The sequence below is a fragment of the Clostridioides sp. LIBA-7678 genome, assembly GCF_056716065.1.
Genome location: NZ_CP196987.1, coordinates 2866111 through 2886380 on the forward strand (window position 1 = coordinate 2866111; position 20270 = coordinate 2886380).

The window sequence follows — 20270 nt, forward strand, 5'->3', positions numbered from 1 at the left end:
ATAATAAATATCACTTTTAATCTCTTTTACAGATTACATAATAATCTACATTATATGTAAAAATAATAGTAATTAAACTATTAAACAAAAAAGTTTGGCTATTTTACACATTTAATAGAATAAAAAAATTTGATACTATATAATTAAAATTTAAATATTAAGGAGAACACAATGTCTGAAGTAATCTTAAAAAATATATCAAAACTTTACTCTAATGGATTTAATGCAGTAAAAAATATAAATATAGATATCAATGATAAAGAATTTATCGTTTTAGTAGGTCCATCTGGTTGTGGTAAATCAACCACACTTAGAATGATTGCTGGTCTTGAAGAAATCTCTGAAGGAGAATTATACATTGGAGATAAACTAGTCAATGATATAGAACCAAAAGATAGAGATATAGCTATGGTTTTTCAAAACTATGCTTTATATCCTCACTTATCAGTTTATGAAAATATGGCATTTGCACTTAAACTTAGAAAATTATCAAAAGATGAGATAGACAAAAAAGTTAAAGAAGCTGCTAAAATATTAGATTTAACGCCTCTTTTAAATAAAAAACCTAAAACATTATCTGGAGGACAGAGACAAAGGGTTGCATTAGGGCGTGCAATAGTTAGAAATCCTAAGGTATTCTTAATGGATGAACCCCTATCCAACTTAGATGCAAAACTTAGAACTGCCATGAGAACAGAGATAACTAAACTTCACCAACAGCTTGGAACTACATTTATCTATGTAACACATGACCAAGTTGAGGCTATGACTATGGCCGATAGAATCGTTGTAATGAAAGATGGAGTAGTTCAACAAATTGCAACTCCACAAGATGTATATGATTATCCAGCTAATATATTTGTTGCAGGATTTATTGGAGCACCACAGATGAATTTTATTGATGTAATATTAATAGAGGAGAACAATGAAATCTATGCACAAAATGAAAATATTAAACTTAAATTGAATAAGGAAAAACACTACAATTTAATAAAAGACAATTATATTAATAATGAAGTCGTTATAGGTATCAGACCAGAAGACATTCATGTAGAAGATACTTTTATTAAATCCAACCCAGATACTTGTTTTAAATCAAAGATTGAAATAAAAGAACTTATGGGAGCAGAAACTTATGCTCACTTAAAATTAGGTGAAAATGCGATAACAATTAGATTTGATAGTAAAAACAGAATTAATGTTGGTGATGACTTAACACTTTCAGTTGATAGCAGTAGAATACACATATTTGACAAAGAAACTACTTTAGCTATAAGATAAGAATATAATCTTATTTTTAAGGAGACTTTATGGAAGATTTAAAAAGTTTTTTAGAAAGACAACTTAATAAAAAAATAAATATCTATCCGTATGAAAATCAAAGTTTAAGTTCTAATAGCAATTTAATTACTTTCAACAATACTATTTATGTTGTTGATTTTCTAGTTGAAAATAATCTCGACAATCTAAAAGGTAACTTTTATTTAATTTATCAGTCTCATATAGATTTTGAATATCTAAAAAATATTTTTTATAACTTATATGATAATATAAATATAATACAACACAATGGTTTTTTTATTATAAATTCTAAATACAACTTAGATATTAATATAACTACACAAAATATAATTGAAACTGAAACTTATCAAAGTACCTATATTTTTTATCTTGGTGAGTTAGATAATAAATCCGATTTTAATTTTAGATTACAATTATGTTCTGACTTACTGCCTTATATTGTAAAAGATAACGCTGAAAATAAATTTTTAAATTTATTTGACCTCATTAGATATAAAACTTTTGATTTGATTAATAAAGATAATATACTCAATAAATTAATAGACTTTAATAAGATTAAATCTATTGATGAAGAACTTCTATATACAGGAATAAAGTTTATAAGTAATGATTTAAATATCTCTAAGACATCTACTAGTATGTTTTTACATAGAAACACACTGGTATATAGGTTGGAAAAAATCAATGAGATACTTGGATTTGATTTGAAAAATTTTGAAAATGCAATGATTTTTTATCTGAGTGTCAAATCTTATTTTCTATATAAAAAAATTTAAGTACTAAATTAAGCAGAACTCCAAAACATTAGTTCAAAGTTCTGCTTAATTTTAATTTATAATATTGTATACTTATTAAGTATTCTTTATTTAAAAGCTTGAAGTTTATAAATATCAATCACTCATGTTTTACAAACAATATTTTCAAGTGTGTAAAACACTAGACTTATTAAATCCATAAATCTACTATTTTACTGTTCTTAATTCTTTCTTTAAAACAAAATTCAATAAAAAACTTATTGTACCTAAAACCACCATAACATAACCTAATATTTGAAATTGAGCTGATGTTATACTTGCTTCAAATACCATTCCAAGTAAAACTGTTGCTAAAATAGAACCTAAATAACGACTAGTTTGAAATAGACCTGAAGCTGTCCCTATACTGTCAGAAGGGCTTTCTTTAAACATAGAGGATTGTAATGCCACATTCCCAACTCCATAGCTAATACCTGCCAATGATAAAATAATGCCCTTTCCTATTACTGGTATATGAACAAAAACTATTGAAAGAAGTACTGCACTAATCAACATAAAAATTGATGACATCATCAGAGGTAATCTAGTACCAGATTTGTCTATCCATCTCCCAGTTAATGGAGATATAAATATACCTATACCAGACATAAATAACATAAATAACCCAGTCGATTTTGCACTATAATGTAGTGCATCTTGAAAGTAACTAGGAAGACCAAAAAACAAAATATAATTAAAGAAATTTAATATAATAAACTGTAAATAGACCTTTGATAGCTTAGGATTATTTACAAATAACCTAATATCTATAAATGGTAATTTTGTTCTAAGCTCATGCCAAATAAAAATACACATCAATATTACACCCAATACAAGTTGTTCTAAATTAAGAGACTCCTTCATAGATAACAAGAATAGTAATAGAAAAATCATTGCAATTGAAAATATAAGTATACCAATAATATCTAATCTTGATAATACATTTTTTAAAGTCTCTTTTATACAGTTCTTCTCTTTTGTTTCTTTTGGAAATAAAAAATATCCTAGACATATAGAAACCATAACAATAGGTATGTTGACAAGAAATATAGCATGCCATCCACCTAAATCCAATAATAAACCTCCTAATGTTGGCCCTAACCCTGCTGTAGTTGAAGCAAAGATAGTTAAAACGGCTAATGCAGAAGATTGTCTTTCCTTTATGTTATTTTGTATAAGAGCAACCCCAGATGGATATAGGGTACTTGTTCCAATAGCCTGAATTACTCTTATAAAAATCAATATAAAGAATGATTGAACAAATGGTACTATAGATGCTGACAAAATCACAAGTATCAAACCACTCAAAAACAAGACTTTCCTACCTATTAAATCTCCTATCTTCCCTGAAACTGGTTGTGCAATGGCACTAGCCAAATAAAACGCTGAGACAATCCACGATACAGTTGTAAAACTAATATGAAAATCATTTTGTATACTATGTAAAGCAAGTGAAATCATAGACGAATTAAGAGGATTAAGCATAGTTCCTGAACCTATTGCTATCAAAAAAAGTGTTCTTCTAGCATTTATCTTACTCATATATCATGCCTCCAGTAAGCAACTCCTTTACCTTATAAAAAAGCAGCTCCTATAATTCCTGCGTCTGAGCCTAAAGTTGCACATGTAATTGTAGCTATATCTTCTTTTTTGTACAATACAAATTTTCTTACTAAGTCCTCTATTCCATCGAGTATTATATCACTAGCTTTAGAAATACCTCCACCGATAGATATAATTTCTGGGTCTAAAGAATTTATTGTATTTGCAAAAGTTTTAGCTAAATACTCCTTAAATCGATTTATTACTTCAATTGCAACTTCATCATTTTCCCTATATGAATCAAACACCATCTTTGCATTTATATTTTCTAAATTTCCTTCTGCTAAATTTAAAATCATACTTTCTCGTCCTTCTTGTATCAACTTCTGAGAATACTTTATAATTGCAGTTGCGGAACAAAAAGTTTCTACACAACCATTATTTCCACAATTACAATCAAAATAGTTTTCTCCTATAATTTGATGACCTATTTCTGAGCCTAATCCATGTGCTCCAGAAAAAACTTTTTGATTAATTACTATTCCTCCACCTACACCAGTTCCTAAAGTATATAAAACACCAACATTAGCACCCTTCATACTTCCAAATTTCGCTTCTCCAAGTGCTGCTACTGTTGCATCATTTTCTCCATGAATTTCAACCTCTGGAAAGATTCTTTTTAGTTCATTATTAAAATCTTTTCCATCCCATTTTAAATTTACACATGTTACTAAACCATCTTTATTTATAAAGCCAGGTACTCCAAATCCAATAGATTTTATATTGCTAATAGTAAGCTCATTCTCTTCTAGCAACTTATCAATCATTACTTTTATGTCATTAAGTATTCCTTCAAAACCTTTTTCAATAACAGTTTTACATTCTGACCTAAAAAGTATCTTTCCATTATTATCAACTACACCTGCTTGTATACCTGTTCCACCTATATCTACACCTATATAATACATCCTTTTCACCTTTCTCTTTTGAATCATTTAATTTTGCTCTATATTTTATTATATATATAGTATATTAAAATGTGACACTATGCAAATTTTTCATAACAACTTATACACAAAGTAAAAACATCTTCCCACAGTATATTTTTACTATGAGAAGATGCCTATTTTATTAATTATTTTAATTTGTTAAGCGTTCAAAACAAACTATATCTAAAACAAGTATTTTAAGTCTTTATATCTACTTATTTTTTATCTACAACATTATTTATAACTAAATATCAAACAAATCTTAAGTATGCCTTTTAGTAGATAGAATTTGACTTTCTACACAACATATGCATACTTCTTTACATATATCTAGCTAGATACATATTTCTTTACATACATATCTAGTACAATAAATAATAATACATACATATTTCTTTACACATATACATATTAAAATCAATTTACAACTAGCTTTTCATAACTGAATTATAATCAGATAAATCTTTTGTAAAAATATTAATTTATACTATACAAAAGATTTAAAAATTAGATACCTTGTCTATAGAATATTACTATTTTACTATTAAAGGTTTAAGTCTAGGTAATTACAATAATTATCCCAGCTCGTGAGTTTTTCCAGTACTTAATATAGCACTAAAAGTATCTAATTTTATCTTACATATTATAATTGAGTTTTCTTCATCATTTGGCAGTGCCACATTCGTTCCCACTGGAATCACCCCTTTCTGTTGTTTGATTATATTATAGCATATTATATATTTGGGGACAAGTATTTTTCAGAAAATTATTTATATTCAGTTTTTATTTTTTCCATAAAAATAGCCAATATAAAAATCATACTATATCCATTGAAAATCTCTTAAATAGATAAGATTTCAGAAATACGATTATATATTGGCCATTTTAATTACTTTTTCTTAAACATATCTTCTATTTTCTGTCCGAATGTTTTTTTCTTTTCGTGGACGTTCGACCCACACTCCTTCGCAAATTCCTTTAACAGGTCTTTTTGCTTGTCATTTAATTTTTTAGGAATTTCAACTACAACTTTAACATACTGGTCTCCTCTTGAATTACCTCTAATTCTAGGGATTCCTTTTTCTTTAAGTCTAAATACAGTTCCAGTTTGTGTTCCTTCTGGCACGCTATATTTAACTTTTCCATCCAAAGTAGGTACTTCTATCTCATCACCTAAAGTTGCTTGAACAAATGTAATTGGCATCTCAAAGTAAATATCATTTCCATCCCTAGTAAATAGTGGATGTGACTTAACATTAACTACGATATATAAGTCTCCTCTTGGAGCACCTTTTTCTCCTACTTCACCTTGACCAGAAAGTTTTATCATTTGACCATCATCTATACCTGCAGGTATGTCTACTTCTATAGTCTTAACTTTTCTTGTATTTCCAGTTCCATGACATTTACTACATGGAGATTCAATAACTTCTCCAGTTCCATTACAAGCACTACAAGGTCTTGAACTTGCTATATTACCAAATGGAGTTCTTTGAACAGTTCTAACTTGACCAGTTCCATTACAAGTTGAACAAGTTTTCTTTGATGTACCTGGTTTTGCTCCAGTTCCACTACATTCTTCACACTCTTCACTTCTGTTTACTTTTATAGACATCTTTTTACCAAATGCAGCTTCTTCAAAAGATATAGTGACACTTTGTCTTATATCCGCACCACGTTGAGGACCTCTTCTTCTCTGTCTTCCACCTCCGAAGCCTCCTCCAAACATGTCTCCAAATATGTCTCCAAACATATCTTCAAAACCACCAAAGCCTTGACCGCCAAATCCTCCTTGGCCACCAAAACCTCCTTGACCATTTAGCCCATCATGCCCAAACTGGTCGTAAGTTTTTCTCTTTGTATCATCTGATAGTACTTCATAAGCTTCATTTATCTCTTTAAACTTTTCTTCTGCTTCTTTATCGCCAGGATTTCTATCTGGATGGTACTTCATTGCTAATTTTCTATAAGCTTTTTTTATCTCTTGAGCTTCTGCACCTTTACTGATGCCTAAGACTTCATAATAATCCCTTTTTGTACTCAAAAATTGACACCACCTTCATTTTACAAAACGATAGCTTGTAGAATAATAAACTACAAGCTATCATTAATTCTTATATTCTACTTTAAGTTATATAATCTATGATATATTATATTCTTTATGATGTATATTGTCCATATATCTTTAACATCTATATGATTTTCATAAATCATATATTATCCATCTATCATTTAGTGTTACATATTATATATCTTATTTGTCTTCATCTACCTCTTTAAAGTCAGCATCTACTACATTGTCATCTTTAGGTCCATTGTCTTGAGCTTGTTGTTCTGCTCCTTGTGCTGCTTGTTGCTCTTGAGCTGCTTGTTGGTACATTTCTTGAGATACTTTTTGGAACTTAGTCATTACTTCATCTGTAGCTTTTTTAAGTTCTTCTGCTGTAGCATCTTGTTTGTCTTTTACAGATTTTAAGTTTTCTATAGCTTTTTCTATATCTTCTTTATCACTTGAGCTTATTTTATCTCCAAGTTCATTTAAAGTCTTTTCAGTTTGATATATAGTAGATTCAGCTTGGTTAAATGCTTCTATTTTTTCTTTCTTTTGTTTGTCTGCTTCTGCATTCATTTCTGCTTCTTTTATCTTTTGCTCTATCTCTGATTCTGATAGATTAGTGTTTGATGTTATAGTTATTTTTTGTTCTTTTCCTGTACCTAAGTCTTTAGCTGAAACATTAACTATACCATTTGCATCTATATCAAATGTAACTTCTATTTGAGGTATTCCTCTTTGTGCTGGTGGTATATCTGTTAATTGGAATCTTCCTAAAGTTGTATTGTCATAAGCCATACTTCTTTCACCTTGAAGAACATGTATATCAACAGCTGTTTGATTATCAGCAGCAGTTGAGAATACTTGAGATTTCTTAGTTGGTATTGTAGTGTTTCTTTCTATTATCTTAGTCATTACATTACCCATAGTTTCTATACCAAGAGATAATGGAGTAACGTCTAGTAATAATAAATCTTTAACATCTCCTGCTAAAACTCCTGCTTGTATAGAAGCTCCTGCTGCAACACACTCATCTGGGTTTATACCTTTATGAGGGTCTTTTCCTATAAATTTCTTAACAGCTTCTTGTACTGCTGGTATTCTTGTAGAACCACCTACTAATAATACATCATCTATATCACCTGTAGAAAGTCCAGCATCTTGTAAAGCTCTCTTAGTTGGTTCCATAGTTTTTTCAACTAAACCTCTAGTTAATTCTTCAAATTTAGCTCTTGATAAGTCTATATTTAAGTGTTTTGGTCCTTCTGCTGTAGCAGTTATGAAAGGTAAGTTTATGTTTGAATTCATTGTTGATGATAATTCTTTCTTAGCCTTTTCTGCTGCTTCTTTTAATCTTTGAAGAGCCATATTATCATTTCTTAAGTCTACACCTTCAGCTTTTTTGAATTCATCCGCTAAATAGTCTATTACTATTTGGTCAAAATCATCTCCACCTAATCTATTGTTACCAGCTGTAGCTAAAACTTCGAAAGTTCCATCTCCTATTTCAAGTATAGATACGTCAAAAGTTCCTCCACCTAAGTCAAATACTAATATTTTCTTTTCTTGGTCTAATTTATCCATACCATAAGCAAGAGCAGCTGCTGTTGGTTCGTTTATTATTCTCTTAACATCAAGTCCTGCTATTCTACCAGCATCTTTAGTAGCTTGTCTTTGAGCATCTGTAAAGTAAGCTGGTACTGTTATAACTGCCTCTGTTACTGTTTGTCCTAAGTAACTTTCTGCATCTGATTTTAATTTTTGTAATATTATTGCTGATATTTCTTGTGGAGTATATGATTTTCCATCTATATTTACTTTGTAATCAGTTCCCATATGAGTTTTTATAGAAGTTATTGTTTTATCTGCATTTGTAACTGCTTGTCTTTTTGCAGGCTCTCCAACTATTCTTTCACCATCTTTTGTAAATGCTACTACTGATGGAGTAGTTCTCATACCTTCACTATTTGCTATTATTTGTGCTTCTCCACCTTCTAATACTGCAACACATGAATTTGTTGTTCCTAAATCTATTCCTATTATTTTTCCCATGACTAAAATCCTCCTCGAGTAATTATATAATTAAGTTTTACTTATTTGAATATTTTATATTAGGTTAAATAATCAACCTTTAATTTATACTTAGCAAGAAACTTTAACCATTGAAGGTCTTATAACTTTAGTTCCTAGCTTATATCCTTTTTGAAGTACCATTACTATTTGATTTGCTTCAACTCCATCTACACTTTCTTGCATAACTGCTAGGTGTAAATTAGGGTCAAATTCCTTAGATTCTGCTTCTATTTCTTCTACTCCAAATTTTACTAGAGTGTCCATTAACTGTTTATGTACAAGGCTTATACCCTTATACATAGTATCTTCCTTATCTTCACATGCATCTAAGGCTCTTTCCATACTATCTATAACTGGTATCAACTCAGTTATTATCTTTTCATTTGCAAACACACCTATCGTCTCTTTTTCTTGTTGAGTTCTTCTTCTGTAGTTTGCATATTCGGCTTGAAGTCTTTGATATTTATCATTTGATTCATCTAATTCGTCTTGCAATTTTTTTTCTGCTAATTTAGAATTTATATCTGTTACATTTTCATCATCAACTTCTTTTTCATCACTTGTTTCACTTGATTCCTTACATTCTTCATTAACAATTTCCTCTTCTAACTCTACTTGAGTTTCAGATTCTTGGTTAATAGAAGTATCATTTTCTTCTTTTACTTCCTGTTGCTCATTTTTTTTATCCAAGACTTTACACCTCTCAATTTAAAATTTCTTTACTTTCTATTAATTAATAAACTCATATAATTTATTATAGAGTAAATTCTAGCATAATCCATTCTTGTAGGGCCTATAAAACTTATTCGCCCAACCAAGTCTCTATCTACATTATAAGTTGCTGTAACTATACTACAATCCTGTGCCAATTCACAATCATTATCACTACCAATTATTATATTTAGATTGTCTTTTTGTATTCCCTTTGATTTAATTATGTCAGCTATTGTCTCTTTTTTCTCCAACATATTTAAAAATGACTTTGCTTTTAATACATCATTAAATTCTGGATAGCTAAATATGTTAGTAGCTCCATTTAATGATAGAGAAAAATCTTCTTCTTTCATATTTGAATTCAAAGCATTTAAAAGCTCATCTATAAGCCCAGAATACTCACTTATTTCGTATTTAATAAAAGCAATTAGATTATCATCCAAATCTGTTATACTTTTACCTAAGAGCTTCCTTGTAAGATTATCAGAAATCAAGTTTAACTTAGATTGATCTAAATATACATTAGTTGTAAGGTTAGCTTTTTTTAAATCTCCTTTATCTGTTACAACTATAAGTAAAATATTATTGTCATTCATAGCAACCAATTGTATGTGCTTTATAACACTTTGATTTATTAAACTCTTAGTAACTGCTACAGTTGTATAGTTTGTTAGTTGAGATAATAGCTTTGAAGTTTCATGAATCAATTCTTTTATATGATTTATATTATGATTCATACATTGTTCAATAAGAATTTTATCATTATCATCCAATTCGCTTTTACTCATAAGAGAGTTTACATATAACTTATAGCCTTTTTCAGACGGAACTCTACCCGCAGAAGTATGAGGCTGAATCAAGTACCCTAATTCTTCAAGGTCAGCCATTTCATTTCTTATGGTAGCAGCACTAACACCTAAATCATGTCTTTTAGATATTGTTCTAGAACCTATAGCTTCAGCTGTTTCTATATAATCTTTAACTATAGCTTTGAGGATATTTAATTTTCTTTCATTTAATTCCATCTTATTATGCCTCCTAGCTGTTAGCACTCACCAAGTTCGAGTGCTAAAAAGATTATATATATTATATACCATTATAAATTTATTTTGTCAACACCTTAAAAATTATTCCATAAATTCTATAAAGATACTATTAGATATTTCTCTTCCTTTTTGAGTTAGTTGTATTCCCTCAAAGCTCTGATTTATAAGCTTTCTATCTAATAGCATTTCTATTTGCTTATTATATTTTTCTCTAAAATCTAGCCCAAAATTTTTTTTAAAATCTTCAAATTCTATACCTTTATTCATTCTAAGCCCCATAAATATCTTCTCTTCTATCATATCTTTTTCAGAAAGAATCTCATTTTCTTGTATTGGTTTCTCTCTTTTTGTTAAACTCAAATGATAGTCATCTAAAGATTCTAAATTATTATATCTATTCTTATTAATATAACCAGAAGCTCCTGCTCCTAGACCTATGTAATGTTCACATTCCCAATATAAGATATTATGTTCACAATTATAACCATCTTTTGAGTAATTTGATATTTCGTATTGATTATACCCTTTTGATTTTAGATAGTTTATTGTATACTCATACATTTCTATATCCATATTTTCATCTATGAGCTCAAACTTATTATTCTCATACATATTATATAACTCTGTTCCTTCTTCTAATATAAGAGAATAGGCTGATATATGTGTTGGATTTAGGTCTGAAACTTTTTGAAGGGTTTCCTTCCAATCACATAGCGTTTGATTTGGAAGACTGTACATTAAATCTATATTAATATTTTTAAAGCCTACACTTAATGCATCTTTATAGTTTTTCTCAAATTCTTCATAAGTATGTATTCTTCCTATAAAGTTCAAATGTTGTTCTTGAACAGCTTGTAAACCAATACTAAGTCTATTTATACCAATATCTTTCATAGTTTTTAATTTTTCTAGTGTCAGTGTACCAGGATTACACTCTATAGTTATTTCTGCATTCTTATCTATATTAAACATTGCTCTTACACTTGTAAATATTTCTCTTATTTCATCAGATGTCAATATACTAGGTGTACCTCCTCCTACAAATATACTCGTTATTGTATCGTCACTATTTAGATGGTAATCTTCTTTCTTCTTGTATTTGTTATCCTTATATAATTTATTACTGTACAATTCCATTTCAATTTTTAAATCTTCTATATATCTTTTTTTTGCATCTATGTCCATTTTGTAAGAGTTAAAATCACAATACTTACATTTTTTTACACAAAATGGAATATGTATATAAAGTCCCAACATTTTTTATTCCTCGTTTCTTTAATTATCTTAAAACATCAATTACTAAATTATAAATCAAACAAGATAGCACATCAAGTAACATATAAAATACTTATACTATGTAATATTATAAAAAATTTGGATAAAAGTTAATTTTTACTCTTATCCAAATTCATCTAACTTAAATTAAGTACTTATCTTTTCTTCATATAATAATAAACTGGCAAACCTAATAGTGTTATAAATATTCCACCTAAAGATATTACTGTTGAAGTCAACAATTGATTTATTATTACAAACATACCTCCCAGTATAGCTATGATTGGTATTATTGGATATAAAGGAACTCTATATGGTCTGTGTAAATCAGGTTTTTCTCTTCTAAGCCTCATAACTCCTATAAAAGTCAGTACATAAAATACCCATATTGAAAATATAGTTAAATCTGTAAGAAGATTAAATTGGCCAGATAAGGCATATACACAGGCTAATACAGTTATAAGTAATATTGAATTTACAGGAGAACCTCCAGAATTTACTTTTAAAAGAGCTTTAGATGCTGGTAAAGTTCCCATTTCAGCTAATGTATATGGTATTCTTGAACCTGTCAATAAGTACCCATTCAATGTACCAAATACTGATATTAATATACCAACAGTTATTACTTTTCCACCTAAGTTTCCAAATAATCTTGTTGCTACTAATGTAGCTGGGGAAGTAACTGTTGCTAATTCACTTGCTGGCACTACCCAAAGGTAAGCTATATTTATTATAATATAAACTGCCATAACTAACGATAAGCCACCAACTATTGCTCTTGGCAAATCTTTCTCTGGAGACTTCATTTCTCCTGATATAGCCCCAACATTTATCCATCCATCATATGCAAATAACGTTGCTATTAAGACTTGTCCAAGTGCGTTTGATACACTAACACCATCACCTACAAATGGACTTAACACTTCACTACTTTGACCTTTAATAAATCCAAAAATTATTATTAAAATTAAAGGTATCATTTTTCCAACAGTTGCTACTGTCTGAACTTTCCCTCCTAAGGATGAGCCTATTATATTTAGTACTGCTAAAAATAGTATAACTCCAATTGCTATAGGAAGTACATTAGCCATATTATTTGGACTCATGCCCAAAAGTTCAGATGCTTGTTGAGCAAAGATTACTCCTAGCGCCGCTGATGTTCCTGGGAAAAATAATACAGTTTGCATCCATCCAGTTAAAAAACCTAACTTTTCTCCATATATCTCTTCAATATAAATCATCATACCACCAGTTTTTGGTATAGCAGCTGAGATTTCTGTAGCTGTAAGACCTGCAGTTATTGTTATAAAGCCACCTAAAAGCCATGCTATAATACCTAGACCTGGAGCTCCATTAGTTGTAGTGTATATTGCTTGTGGCTTAAAAAAAACTCCCGAACCTATAACCATACCTACAACAGTAGAAAGAGCTGCTGAAAGACCAATAGTCTTTTGTAGTTGAGTACGCATACTGTCCCTCCTCACTGTTTTATAGTGCATAAAATATTAATTTTATAAATTATGGTTTTAGTATTCCCAAAGTTTTTTTTTATATTAATCTGCTAATTTTAGATTAAGTTTCTATACATTTAAAAAAGATACAATCTCAATGTTTAAAACAATCTCTAAAAATCATTTATTTTTCTAAAAAAGTCCCATATTTTCAGCTTTTTAAATTAATTAAACTAAAATTTTTATACTCTATTCTAAAATGTATATATATTTAATACTTCTTCTTTCAGTATTTCTTTTTCATTTAGTTCTGGATTATTTATAACTATTTCAAGCATCTTATTTAATATATGTCCCATATCTTTACCTGGTTTTACACCTATAGATATCAAATCTCTTCCATTAATAGCTAAATCCTTAATATTGAAGCATTCATTTTGATTTATTATATGTCTAAATTCTTTTTCACACTCAATAAGGTTTAATATCTTTCTTTTTGCATATTTTGGATTTTTAGCAAGTGTATCTGCCCAATTAACCTTTATTAAATCTTCAAATAGTTCAACATCTTCAAGTTTATTTAATAACTTTTTAATTATTTTCCGTTTTGGCTCTATTCTATAATCATGATATTGTATTAATAACAAAACTTTATTAATAGTATAATTATCGTACTTGAGTCTCTTTAAAATCCTCTTTGCAATCTTCACAGATTCTCTACTATGATTATAAAAATGGTCAATTCCATTTTTATCAGTCGTTTTAGTTACTTTTTTTCCTAAATCATGAAACAACATTGTAAGTTTTAAATATAATTCATCCTCAATTACTTCTGTGGCCATTAAAGTATGTTTTTGTACATCATAAATATGATATGGATTATGTTGTGTAACCTCTTCTAGTTCACATATTTCAGGGATTATAAATTTCAACAAACCTGTTGAATTTAATAATTCTAATTTAGATGAATCAGATACTAGTATTTTGTTTAATTCTGTTTGGATTCTTTCTATAGAAACATTTTTAATCAAGTCTGATTTTTTGTAGATACTTTGCTTAGTCCCCTCAGCTATTTTAAAACTTAGTTGTGCTGAAAACCTAACTGCTCTAAGCATTCTAAGTGCATCTTCTTCAAATCTATCTACTGGATTTCCAACACAACGTATATACTTATTTCGTATATCTTCATACCCATTAAATGGGTCAACCAATCCATTCTTTGCATTGTATGCAATTGCATTGATAGTAAAATCCCTTCTCGATAGGTCCTTAATTATGTTATTTGTAAATTCTATTGAATCTGGATGTCTACCATCACTATAATTTCCATCTATTCTGTAAGTTGTCACTTCAAATGGTTCATGCTCAATCATAACTGTTACAGTGCCATGTTGTATACCAGTTGGAATTGTTTTTTTAAATAGCTCTACTACTTCTTCTGGTCTAGCACTAGTTGTTATGTCCCAGTCATTTGGAATCCTTTCTAACAAACAATCTCTGACACATCCTCCAACTACATATGCTTCATGACCATGTTTTTCTAATTCTTTAATTATACAATCTACTTTTTTAGGAATTTCTATATTAATCATAAATATCACCTTTTTATTTTTCTTTAATATACTCTTGTTTATATTTTCTATGAGTTTACTTAAAATATACCACAAAAAAGCTAGATTAATTTAGAAATAATTCTAAAATCACTCTAGCTTTTAAATATCCTTATCTAAATTTATAAAAATTTACTCATCTAATTTAAGTACAGACATAAATGCTTTTTGAGGAACTTCAACAGAACCAATTTGTCTCATACGCTTCTTACCTTCTTTTTGTTTTTCAAGAAGTTTCTTCTTACGAGATATATCCCCACCATAACATTTAGCAAGTACATCTTTTCTTAACGCACTTATTGTCTCTCTTGCTATAACCTTATTACCAACAGCAGCTTGTATAGGTATAGCAAATTGATGTCTTGGAATTTCACCTTTTAGTTTCTCACACATTGCCTTTCCTCTAGGGAATGCTCGAGTTTCATGAACAATAAAACTAAGTGCGTCAACTTGCTCTTTATTAATTAATACATCAAGTTTTACAAGTGTAGATGCCACATAACCTTTAACTTCATAATCAAGAGAACCATAACCTCTAGTTCTTGATTTCAAAGCATCAAAGAAATCGTAAACAACCTCATTAAGAGGAAGGTCATAGTGAAGCATTACTCTTCTCTCATCTATATATTCCATATTTAACATGTTTCCACGTCTCTCTTGACAAAGTTCCATAACTACACCTACATAGTCTTTAGGAACTATTATATCTCCTTTTACTATAGGTTCTTCTATCATCTTTATCTCAGATGGCTCTGGAAGGTTTGCAGGATTTTGTATCATTACAACTTCTCCATCAATTTTTGTAACTCTGTATATAACTGATGGTGCTGTCGTAATTATATCAAGATTAAATTCTCTCTCAAGTCTTTCTTGCATTATCTCCATATGTAAAAGACCTAAGAAACCACATCTAAAACCAAATCCTAATGCTGCTGAAGTCTCAGCTTCATACTCAAGTGCAGCATCATTTACTTGAAGCTTTTCAAGAGCATCTCTTACATTTTCATATTTTTCTCCTTCTCCTGGATATATACCACAGTATACCATTGGAGTAGCTTTTTTATATCCTGGTAAAGGTTCATCTGTAGGATTGTTTGAATCTGTTATTGTATCTCCCACACGACAACTTCTTATATCTTTTATACTGGCTGCAATATAACCAACATCACCTGCTGATAATTCACTAAGCTCAGTTTGACCTGGAGCCATAACACCAACTTCAGTTACTTCAAACTTTTTATTAGTGTTCATCATTTTTATTGTCATGCCTTTTTTTGCAGTTCCTTCAAATACCCTAACATAAGCTACAACACCTTTATAAGCATCATAGTAAGAATCGAATATCAATGCCTTTAATGGTGCTTCATTATCTCCTTTAGGTGGCGGAACATTTTTTACAATATCTTCTAAGACATCTTCTATGTTTAAACCAGTCTTAGCAGAAATAAGAGGTGCTTCACTTGAGTCAAGTCCTATTAAATCTTCTATTTCATGTTTTACTTCCTCTGGTCTTGCACTTGGTAAATCTATTTTATTTATTATTGGTAATATTTCTAAATCTTGGTCTATAGCAAGATAAACATTAGCTAAGGTTTGTGCCTCAACACCTTGAGCTGCATCAACTACCAGTAATGCCCCTTCGCATGCAGCCAAACTTCTTGATACCTCATAGTTAAAGTCTACATGTCCAGGAGTATCTATAAGATTTAAATAATATTCATTTCCATCCTTCGCTTTATACATTAATCTTATGTTTTGAAGCTTTATAGTAATTCCTCTTTCTCTTTCAAGGTCCATATTGTCAAGCAATTGACTTTTCATGTCCCTTTCACTAACAAGCCCCGTTTGTTGTATTAATCTATCAGCTAAGGTAGACTTTCCATGGTCTATATGTGCAATTATACTAAAATTTCTAGTTCTACTTTGTTTATTGTCCACCTTAAAATTCCCTCCTCTTAATTATTCTTATAGTTATTATTTTACATTATATAAAAACTCTTTATATCTGAACCTCACATGACTAAAGTCACATGGTTCCTGTTTCATAGAATTTTGCATACTAAAATATGTCTTACAAACTCTCCACAGGCTATCCCCGTAGTTCCTACGGTTCTTACATAAGTTATCTATTTTAAACTCTTATTAGTCTTAATCCTTCTTTTAGTATATTTATACTTGCATTTATATCTCTATCATGAGTTTCATTACAACAAGGACAAATCCATTCTCTTATACTTAAATTCTTCACTTCCTTGTTTTTGTACCCACATTTATTGCATATTTGTGAACTTGCAAAGAATTTACCTACCTTTACAACTTGTCTACCATACCAATTAGCCTTGTATTCTAATTGACGAACAAATTCTGACCATGACACATCAGAAATTAAGCGAGATAGTTTGCGATTTCTAGTCATATTCTTTACTTGTAAATCTTCTATGCAAATAATATCATTCTCTCGTATTAATTTAGTAGATAGTTTTTGTAGAAAATCCTCTCGACAATTAGCTATATGTTCTTGAAGTTTTGCAACTTTTAATCTTGCTTTATTTCTATTTAAACTACCAATTGTTTTTCTCGATAGTTCTCTTTGTAATTTAGCAAGTTTGTTTAATGACTTCTTAAGATACTTAGGATTTTCTATAAAGTCTCCACAACTTGAGATACAAAATTCTTTAATTCCTAAATCTAAGCCTATCTGATTATTAGTATTTTCAAATGCTTTAATATCTATATCAGTACAACATAATGATACATAATATTTACCACTTGGTTCTTTGGATATAGTAGCATTAAGTATTCTTCCTTGAGGTACTTGTTTATCCCTTACTTTAACCATACCAAGTTTAGGTAATTTTATATATTGACTACAGTACATAATATTTCCATTTGTAAAGTTAGTTCTATATGAAAATCTATTAGTTTTCTTTGATTTAAATTTAGGAAACCCTGCATTTTCTTTAAAGAATTTTTTATATGCGTTTTCTAAATCTTTTAAGGTGTTTTGTAGTGAAAATTTGTCAGGTTCTTTAAGCCACTCTAATTCTTTTTTTAAGTTGGTCAAATCAGAACTACACTGTTTATAAGTAAAAGTTTCTTTATTGTTTTCATAAACTTCTATTTTTTTAGCAAGATATTTATTATATACAAATCTACAACATCCAAAAATTTTGTTAATTAACTCTTGCTGTTTTTTATTTGGATACATTCTAAACTTATATGCTTTTTCCACTACTATCACCTCACTTTACTTGTTTTTTATGCTTATGTTAATACTAGATATCCATATTTTACACACCATACTATATGGTATTTTACTAAATATACATATCCAAGTCACTTCCATTTTTCATTATCCACTCTAATATTAACAAGTACAATTTTTTAAAACAAGTTTTTTAAAGGTTTTTATATTTATTTTTAAATAACATATGTAAGAACCATAAGTCCTAACTTTTATCATTTTTGAGGTTGTCGTTCACATAAATTCGCTACTACCTATGCAGTTCTCTTATGAACTTCTTACACTTTCATGTAAGCACAGACTATATCTTATCCTTCGGAGTTATCCGTTAAGGTCTACCCACCCACTACCAATAGCTTGTAGTGTACTTCCCTCAAGAGGAATAGTCGTTGAAGTTTCTCCTACTTAGGAGCTTACCTGCTGATTGCCCATTTTAAAGTACTTAGGGTTTAACCTTATACCATCTAACCAATTTTTTCTACTTTCGTAACTTTCACACTTAGGTTTATTTCATCCTTATGTTTTAGTTTGGTTAGCTTTAGGGGTTTCCAGCAATTCAAGTAGTATTGGATAGGTTCTATCCTATCTCTACATATAAGTTTCCCTATATGCTGACTACTTTAGCTACTAACTAACGACTAAAGTCACGAGTATGCGTAGCTATTTTTTAATCAAATTTAAAATTTTTGAATATAAACTAATTGGCATTAAACAAAATTATCCACATTATATGTGGATTATCAAGTCTAACACTAAATATTATATAATATCATAAACTTAAAGTAAATCCTATAAGACACAGTTAATGTATTTTTATTTTCTACACTAGGAACATATAACTAAAATAAGGCTTATTTTAATCAATAAACCTTATTCACTTATTACTACTTATTAAATTTTTTGAGGATTCCATCTATATCAAAGTTTGTTATATCAAAATTCAAATTTGTTATATCAAAATTAATACTTGGAAAATCATATTGTTTCATACCTAACATACTTTTTGCATTACTATCTACTATAAAGACACAAACTGATGTCCCTATAATCATAGTAATCAAAAACACAATTTTCATAATATACTTATATTTTCTTAATTTACTTTTACTTTCTATATTTTTTTCTAATCGGCTCATTTAACATGCTCCTAATTATACCTGACAATCTAATTTTTTTGTTTAAAATATTCATCTAAAATCTCAGCTAGATACTTTGTAGTAGCTTTCGATTCTTCTATACTTGTTGCATTATTTCCTATTTCTACTAGCATATGATTCTTAACTGCAAATTGATTAAATCTAGCATAGTCTTTTTCTACTATTGGAGACACCAAACCAGGGTATTTCTTTTCAGCAAAAGCAGTTATATCATCTGCTAAAGCTCTAAGTTGTGCTCTATTTGTATTCTTACCTCCTACAACAAAGAAAAACTTTGCTACTCTCTCTCCATTTATCATAGTTGTATATTTTAAATGGTCTTTTTCTTTAGTGGCTGGATTAGTTAAATCCCTAGCATCTCTATGTAAATCTATTGCTATGTCCACTGAATTATATTTAGGGAGTATACTTTTTATTGTTTTTAAGCTACTTGCATAAGAATTATTATAAGATGGATAGTCATGGTACTTAGTTGTATGCACTACACCCCATCCCTTACTATCTAAAGCACTAGTCAATGCACTTCCTACTTCCATTACTGAATTTTTCTTATCTCTTGAATGATAATTTCCATCAGGTGAATTTGAATAAGTTTCACATCCATGAGTATGATATATTAAAATCCTTGGATTTTCTTTAGTTACTCTTAAATCATCCTTGTATTCTGAACTAGATGTAGTGTTAGTTTCAGTTGTATCAGAATTTTTTGATTCAATATCTGGTACATTCTCTTTACCAACATAAAGTTTTATATATTCTTTTTCACTTTCTTTTTTATTATCAACTTTACTTACATCTTCAGATTTTTCATTTTCGTTTTTGCTTTCTTTATTTACTTCTTTATTTTTATTATTCTTTTTATCTTCTGTATTATTTCCTTCGACTTTAGCTTCTGGATAAGATGAATTTACTAGAAACTTTAAAAAATCATCTTGATTCAAAGCCAATGATTTTCCTGGTAAAATGCATGCTAATATAAAAGTCAAGGTTACTACTTTAATGCATTTTTTAAACATAATT

15 protein-coding genes are annotated in these 20270 nt (G+C 29.2%); 2 read left to right on the plus strand and 13 right to left on the minus strand.

The window, feature by feature from the left end; all coding sequences use genetic code 11:
- Positions 1-171 precede the first annotated feature (171 nt).
- Both ACTG46_RS13635 and ACTG46_RS13640 read left to right on the plus strand, forming a co-directional pair.
- A complete protein-coding gene (locus ACTG46_RS13635) occupies positions 172-1281 on the plus strand; it encodes an ABC transporter ATP-binding protein (protein WP_479923008.1) in 1110 nt (369 codons plus the stop codon).
- Between the two features lie 29 nt (positions 1282-1310).
- Positions 1311-2078 (plus strand): PucR family transcriptional regulator, encoded by a 768-nt coding sequence (locus ACTG46_RS13640; protein ID WP_479923009.1) that lies wholly within the window; start codon positions 1311-1313, stop codon positions 2076-2078.
- A 186-nt stretch (positions 2079-2264) separates the two neighbouring features.
- On the opposite strand, the gene ACTG46_RS13645 is transcribed toward ACTG46_RS13640, so the two are convergent.
- The 13 genes from ACTG46_RS13645 to spoIIP form a co-directional block, all read right to left on the minus strand.
- On the minus strand, positions 2265-3638 hold the full coding sequence (locus ACTG46_RS13645; protein ID WP_479923010.1) for an MFS transporter: 1374 nt from the start codon (positions 3636-3638) through the stop codon (positions 2265-2267).
- A gap of 32 nt (positions 3639-3670) precedes the next feature.
- The gene (locus tag ACTG46_RS13650) at positions 3671-4606 is read right to left on the minus strand and encodes an ROK family protein (protein ID WP_479923011.1); all 936 of its coding nucleotides are present in this window, start codon (positions 4604-4606) and stop codon (positions 3671-3673) included.
- 910 nt (positions 4607-5516) lie between these two features.
- Entirely contained in the window at positions 5517-6671 is a 1155-nt protein-coding gene (gene dnaJ, locus ACTG46_RS13655) for a molecular chaperone DnaJ (protein ID WP_054271063.1), read from the minus strand.
- A gap of 210 nt (positions 6672-6881) precedes the next feature.
- Positions 6882-8732, minus strand: coding sequence for a molecular chaperone DnaK (gene dnaK, locus ACTG46_RS13660; RefSeq protein ID WP_054277191.1), 1851 nt, complete (start codon positions 8730-8732; stop codon positions 6882-6884).
- A gap of 90 nt (positions 8733-8822) precedes the next feature.
- Positions 8823-9443, minus strand: coding sequence for a nucleotide exchange factor GrpE (gene grpE, locus ACTG46_RS13665; RefSeq protein ID WP_054277192.1), 621 nt, complete (start codon positions 9441-9443; stop codon positions 8823-8825).
- Between the two features lie 29 nt (positions 9444-9472).
- The gene (hrcA, locus tag ACTG46_RS13670) at positions 9473-10492 is read right to left on the minus strand and encodes a heat-inducible transcriptional repressor HrcA (protein WP_004454754.1); all 1020 of its coding nucleotides are present in this window, start codon (positions 10490-10492) and stop codon (positions 9473-9475) included.
- A gap of 102 nt (positions 10493-10594) precedes the next feature.
- Positions 10595-11770, minus strand: coding sequence for a radical SAM family heme chaperone HemW (gene hemW, locus ACTG46_RS13675; RefSeq protein ID WP_074178432.1), 1176 nt, complete (start codon positions 11768-11770; stop codon positions 10595-10597).
- A gap of 173 nt (positions 11771-11943) precedes the next feature.
- On the minus strand, positions 11944-13257 hold the full coding sequence (locus tag ACTG46_RS13680; protein ID WP_054271067.1) for an APC family permease: 1314 nt from the start codon (positions 13255-13257) through the stop codon (positions 11944-11946).
- 236 nt (positions 13258-13493) lie between these two features.
- The gene (locus ACTG46_RS13685; protein WP_161803379.1) at positions 13494-14831 is read right to left on the minus strand and encodes a CCA tRNA nucleotidyltransferase; all 1338 of its coding nucleotides are present in this window, start codon (positions 14829-14831) and stop codon (positions 13494-13496) included.
- A gap of 150 nt (positions 14832-14981) precedes the next feature.
- Positions 14982-16787 carry a translation elongation factor 4 gene (gene lepA, locus ACTG46_RS13690; protein ID WP_054271068.1) on the minus strand — a complete coding sequence of 602 codons (1806 nt, stop codon included), beginning with the start codon at positions 16785-16787 and terminating at the stop codon, positions 14982-14984.
- Positions 16788-16980: 193 nt separating this feature from the next.
- Positions 16981-18090 carry an IS200/IS605 family element RNA-guided endonuclease TnpB gene (tnpB, locus tag ACTG46_RS13695; RefSeq protein WP_479923012.1) on the minus strand — a complete coding sequence of 370 codons (1110 nt, stop codon included), beginning with the start codon at positions 18088-18090 and terminating at the stop codon, positions 16981-16983.
- An 887-nt stretch (positions 18091-18977) separates the two neighbouring features.
- On the minus strand, positions 18978-19229 hold the full coding sequence (locus ACTG46_RS13700) for a hypothetical protein (RefSeq protein WP_054277194.1): 252 nt from the start codon (positions 19227-19229) through the stop codon (positions 18978-18980).
- Positions 19230-19258: 29 nt separating this feature from the next.
- Complete coding sequence (gene spoIIP / locus ACTG46_RS13705) at positions 19259-20266, minus strand: stage II sporulation protein P (protein ID WP_054271076.1); 1008 nt, start codon at positions 20264-20266, stop codon at positions 19259-19261.
- Between the last annotated feature and the right edge of the window lie 4 nt (positions 20267-20270).

What these genes read in the sequence shown, in the direction of transcription:
- hrcA (WP_004454754.1), bottom strand. Translation starts at nt 10,492, where the DNA reads ATGGAATTAAATGAAAGAAAATTAAATATCCTCAAAGCTATAGTTAAA.
- ACTG46_RS13645 (WP_479923010.1), bottom strand. Translation starts at nt 3,638, where the DNA reads ATGAGTAAGATAAATGCTAGAAGAACACTTTTTTTGATAGCAATAGGT.
- ACTG46_RS13635 (WP_479923008.1), top strand. Translation starts at nt 172, where the DNA reads ATGTCTGAAGTAATCTTAAAAAATATATCAAAACTTTACTCTAATGGA.
- hemW (WP_074178432.1), bottom strand. Translation starts at nt 11,770, where the DNA reads ATGTTGGGACTTTATATACATATTCCATTTTGTGTAAAAAAATGTAAG.
- ACTG46_RS13640 (WP_479923009.1), top strand. Translation starts at nt 1,311, where the DNA reads ATGGAAGATTTAAAAAGTTTTTTAGAAAGACAACTTAATAAAAAAATA.
- ACTG46_RS13680 (WP_054271067.1), bottom strand. Translation starts at nt 13,257, where the DNA reads ATGCGTACTCAACTACAAAAGACTATTGGTCTTTCAGCAGCTCTTTCT.
- ACTG46_RS13700 (WP_054277194.1), bottom strand. Translation starts at nt 19,229, where the DNA reads ATGAGCCGATTAGAAAAAAATATAGAAAGTAAAAGTAAATTAAGAAAA.
- ACTG46_RS13650 (WP_479923011.1), bottom strand. Translation starts at nt 4,606, where the DNA reads ATGTATTATATAGGTGTAGATATAGGTGGAACAGGTATACAAGCAGGT.
- dnaK (WP_054277191.1), bottom strand. Translation starts at nt 8,732, where the DNA reads ATGGGAAAAATAATAGGAATAGATTTAGGAACAACAAATTCATGTGTT.
- ACTG46_RS13685 (WP_161803379.1), bottom strand. Translation starts at nt 14,831, where the DNA reads ATGATTAATATAGAAATTCCTAAAAAAGTAGATTGTATAATTAAAGAA.
- spoIIP (WP_054271076.1), bottom strand. Translation starts at nt 20,266, where the DNA reads ATGTTTAAAAAATGCATTAAAGTAGTAACCTTGACTTTTATATTAGCA.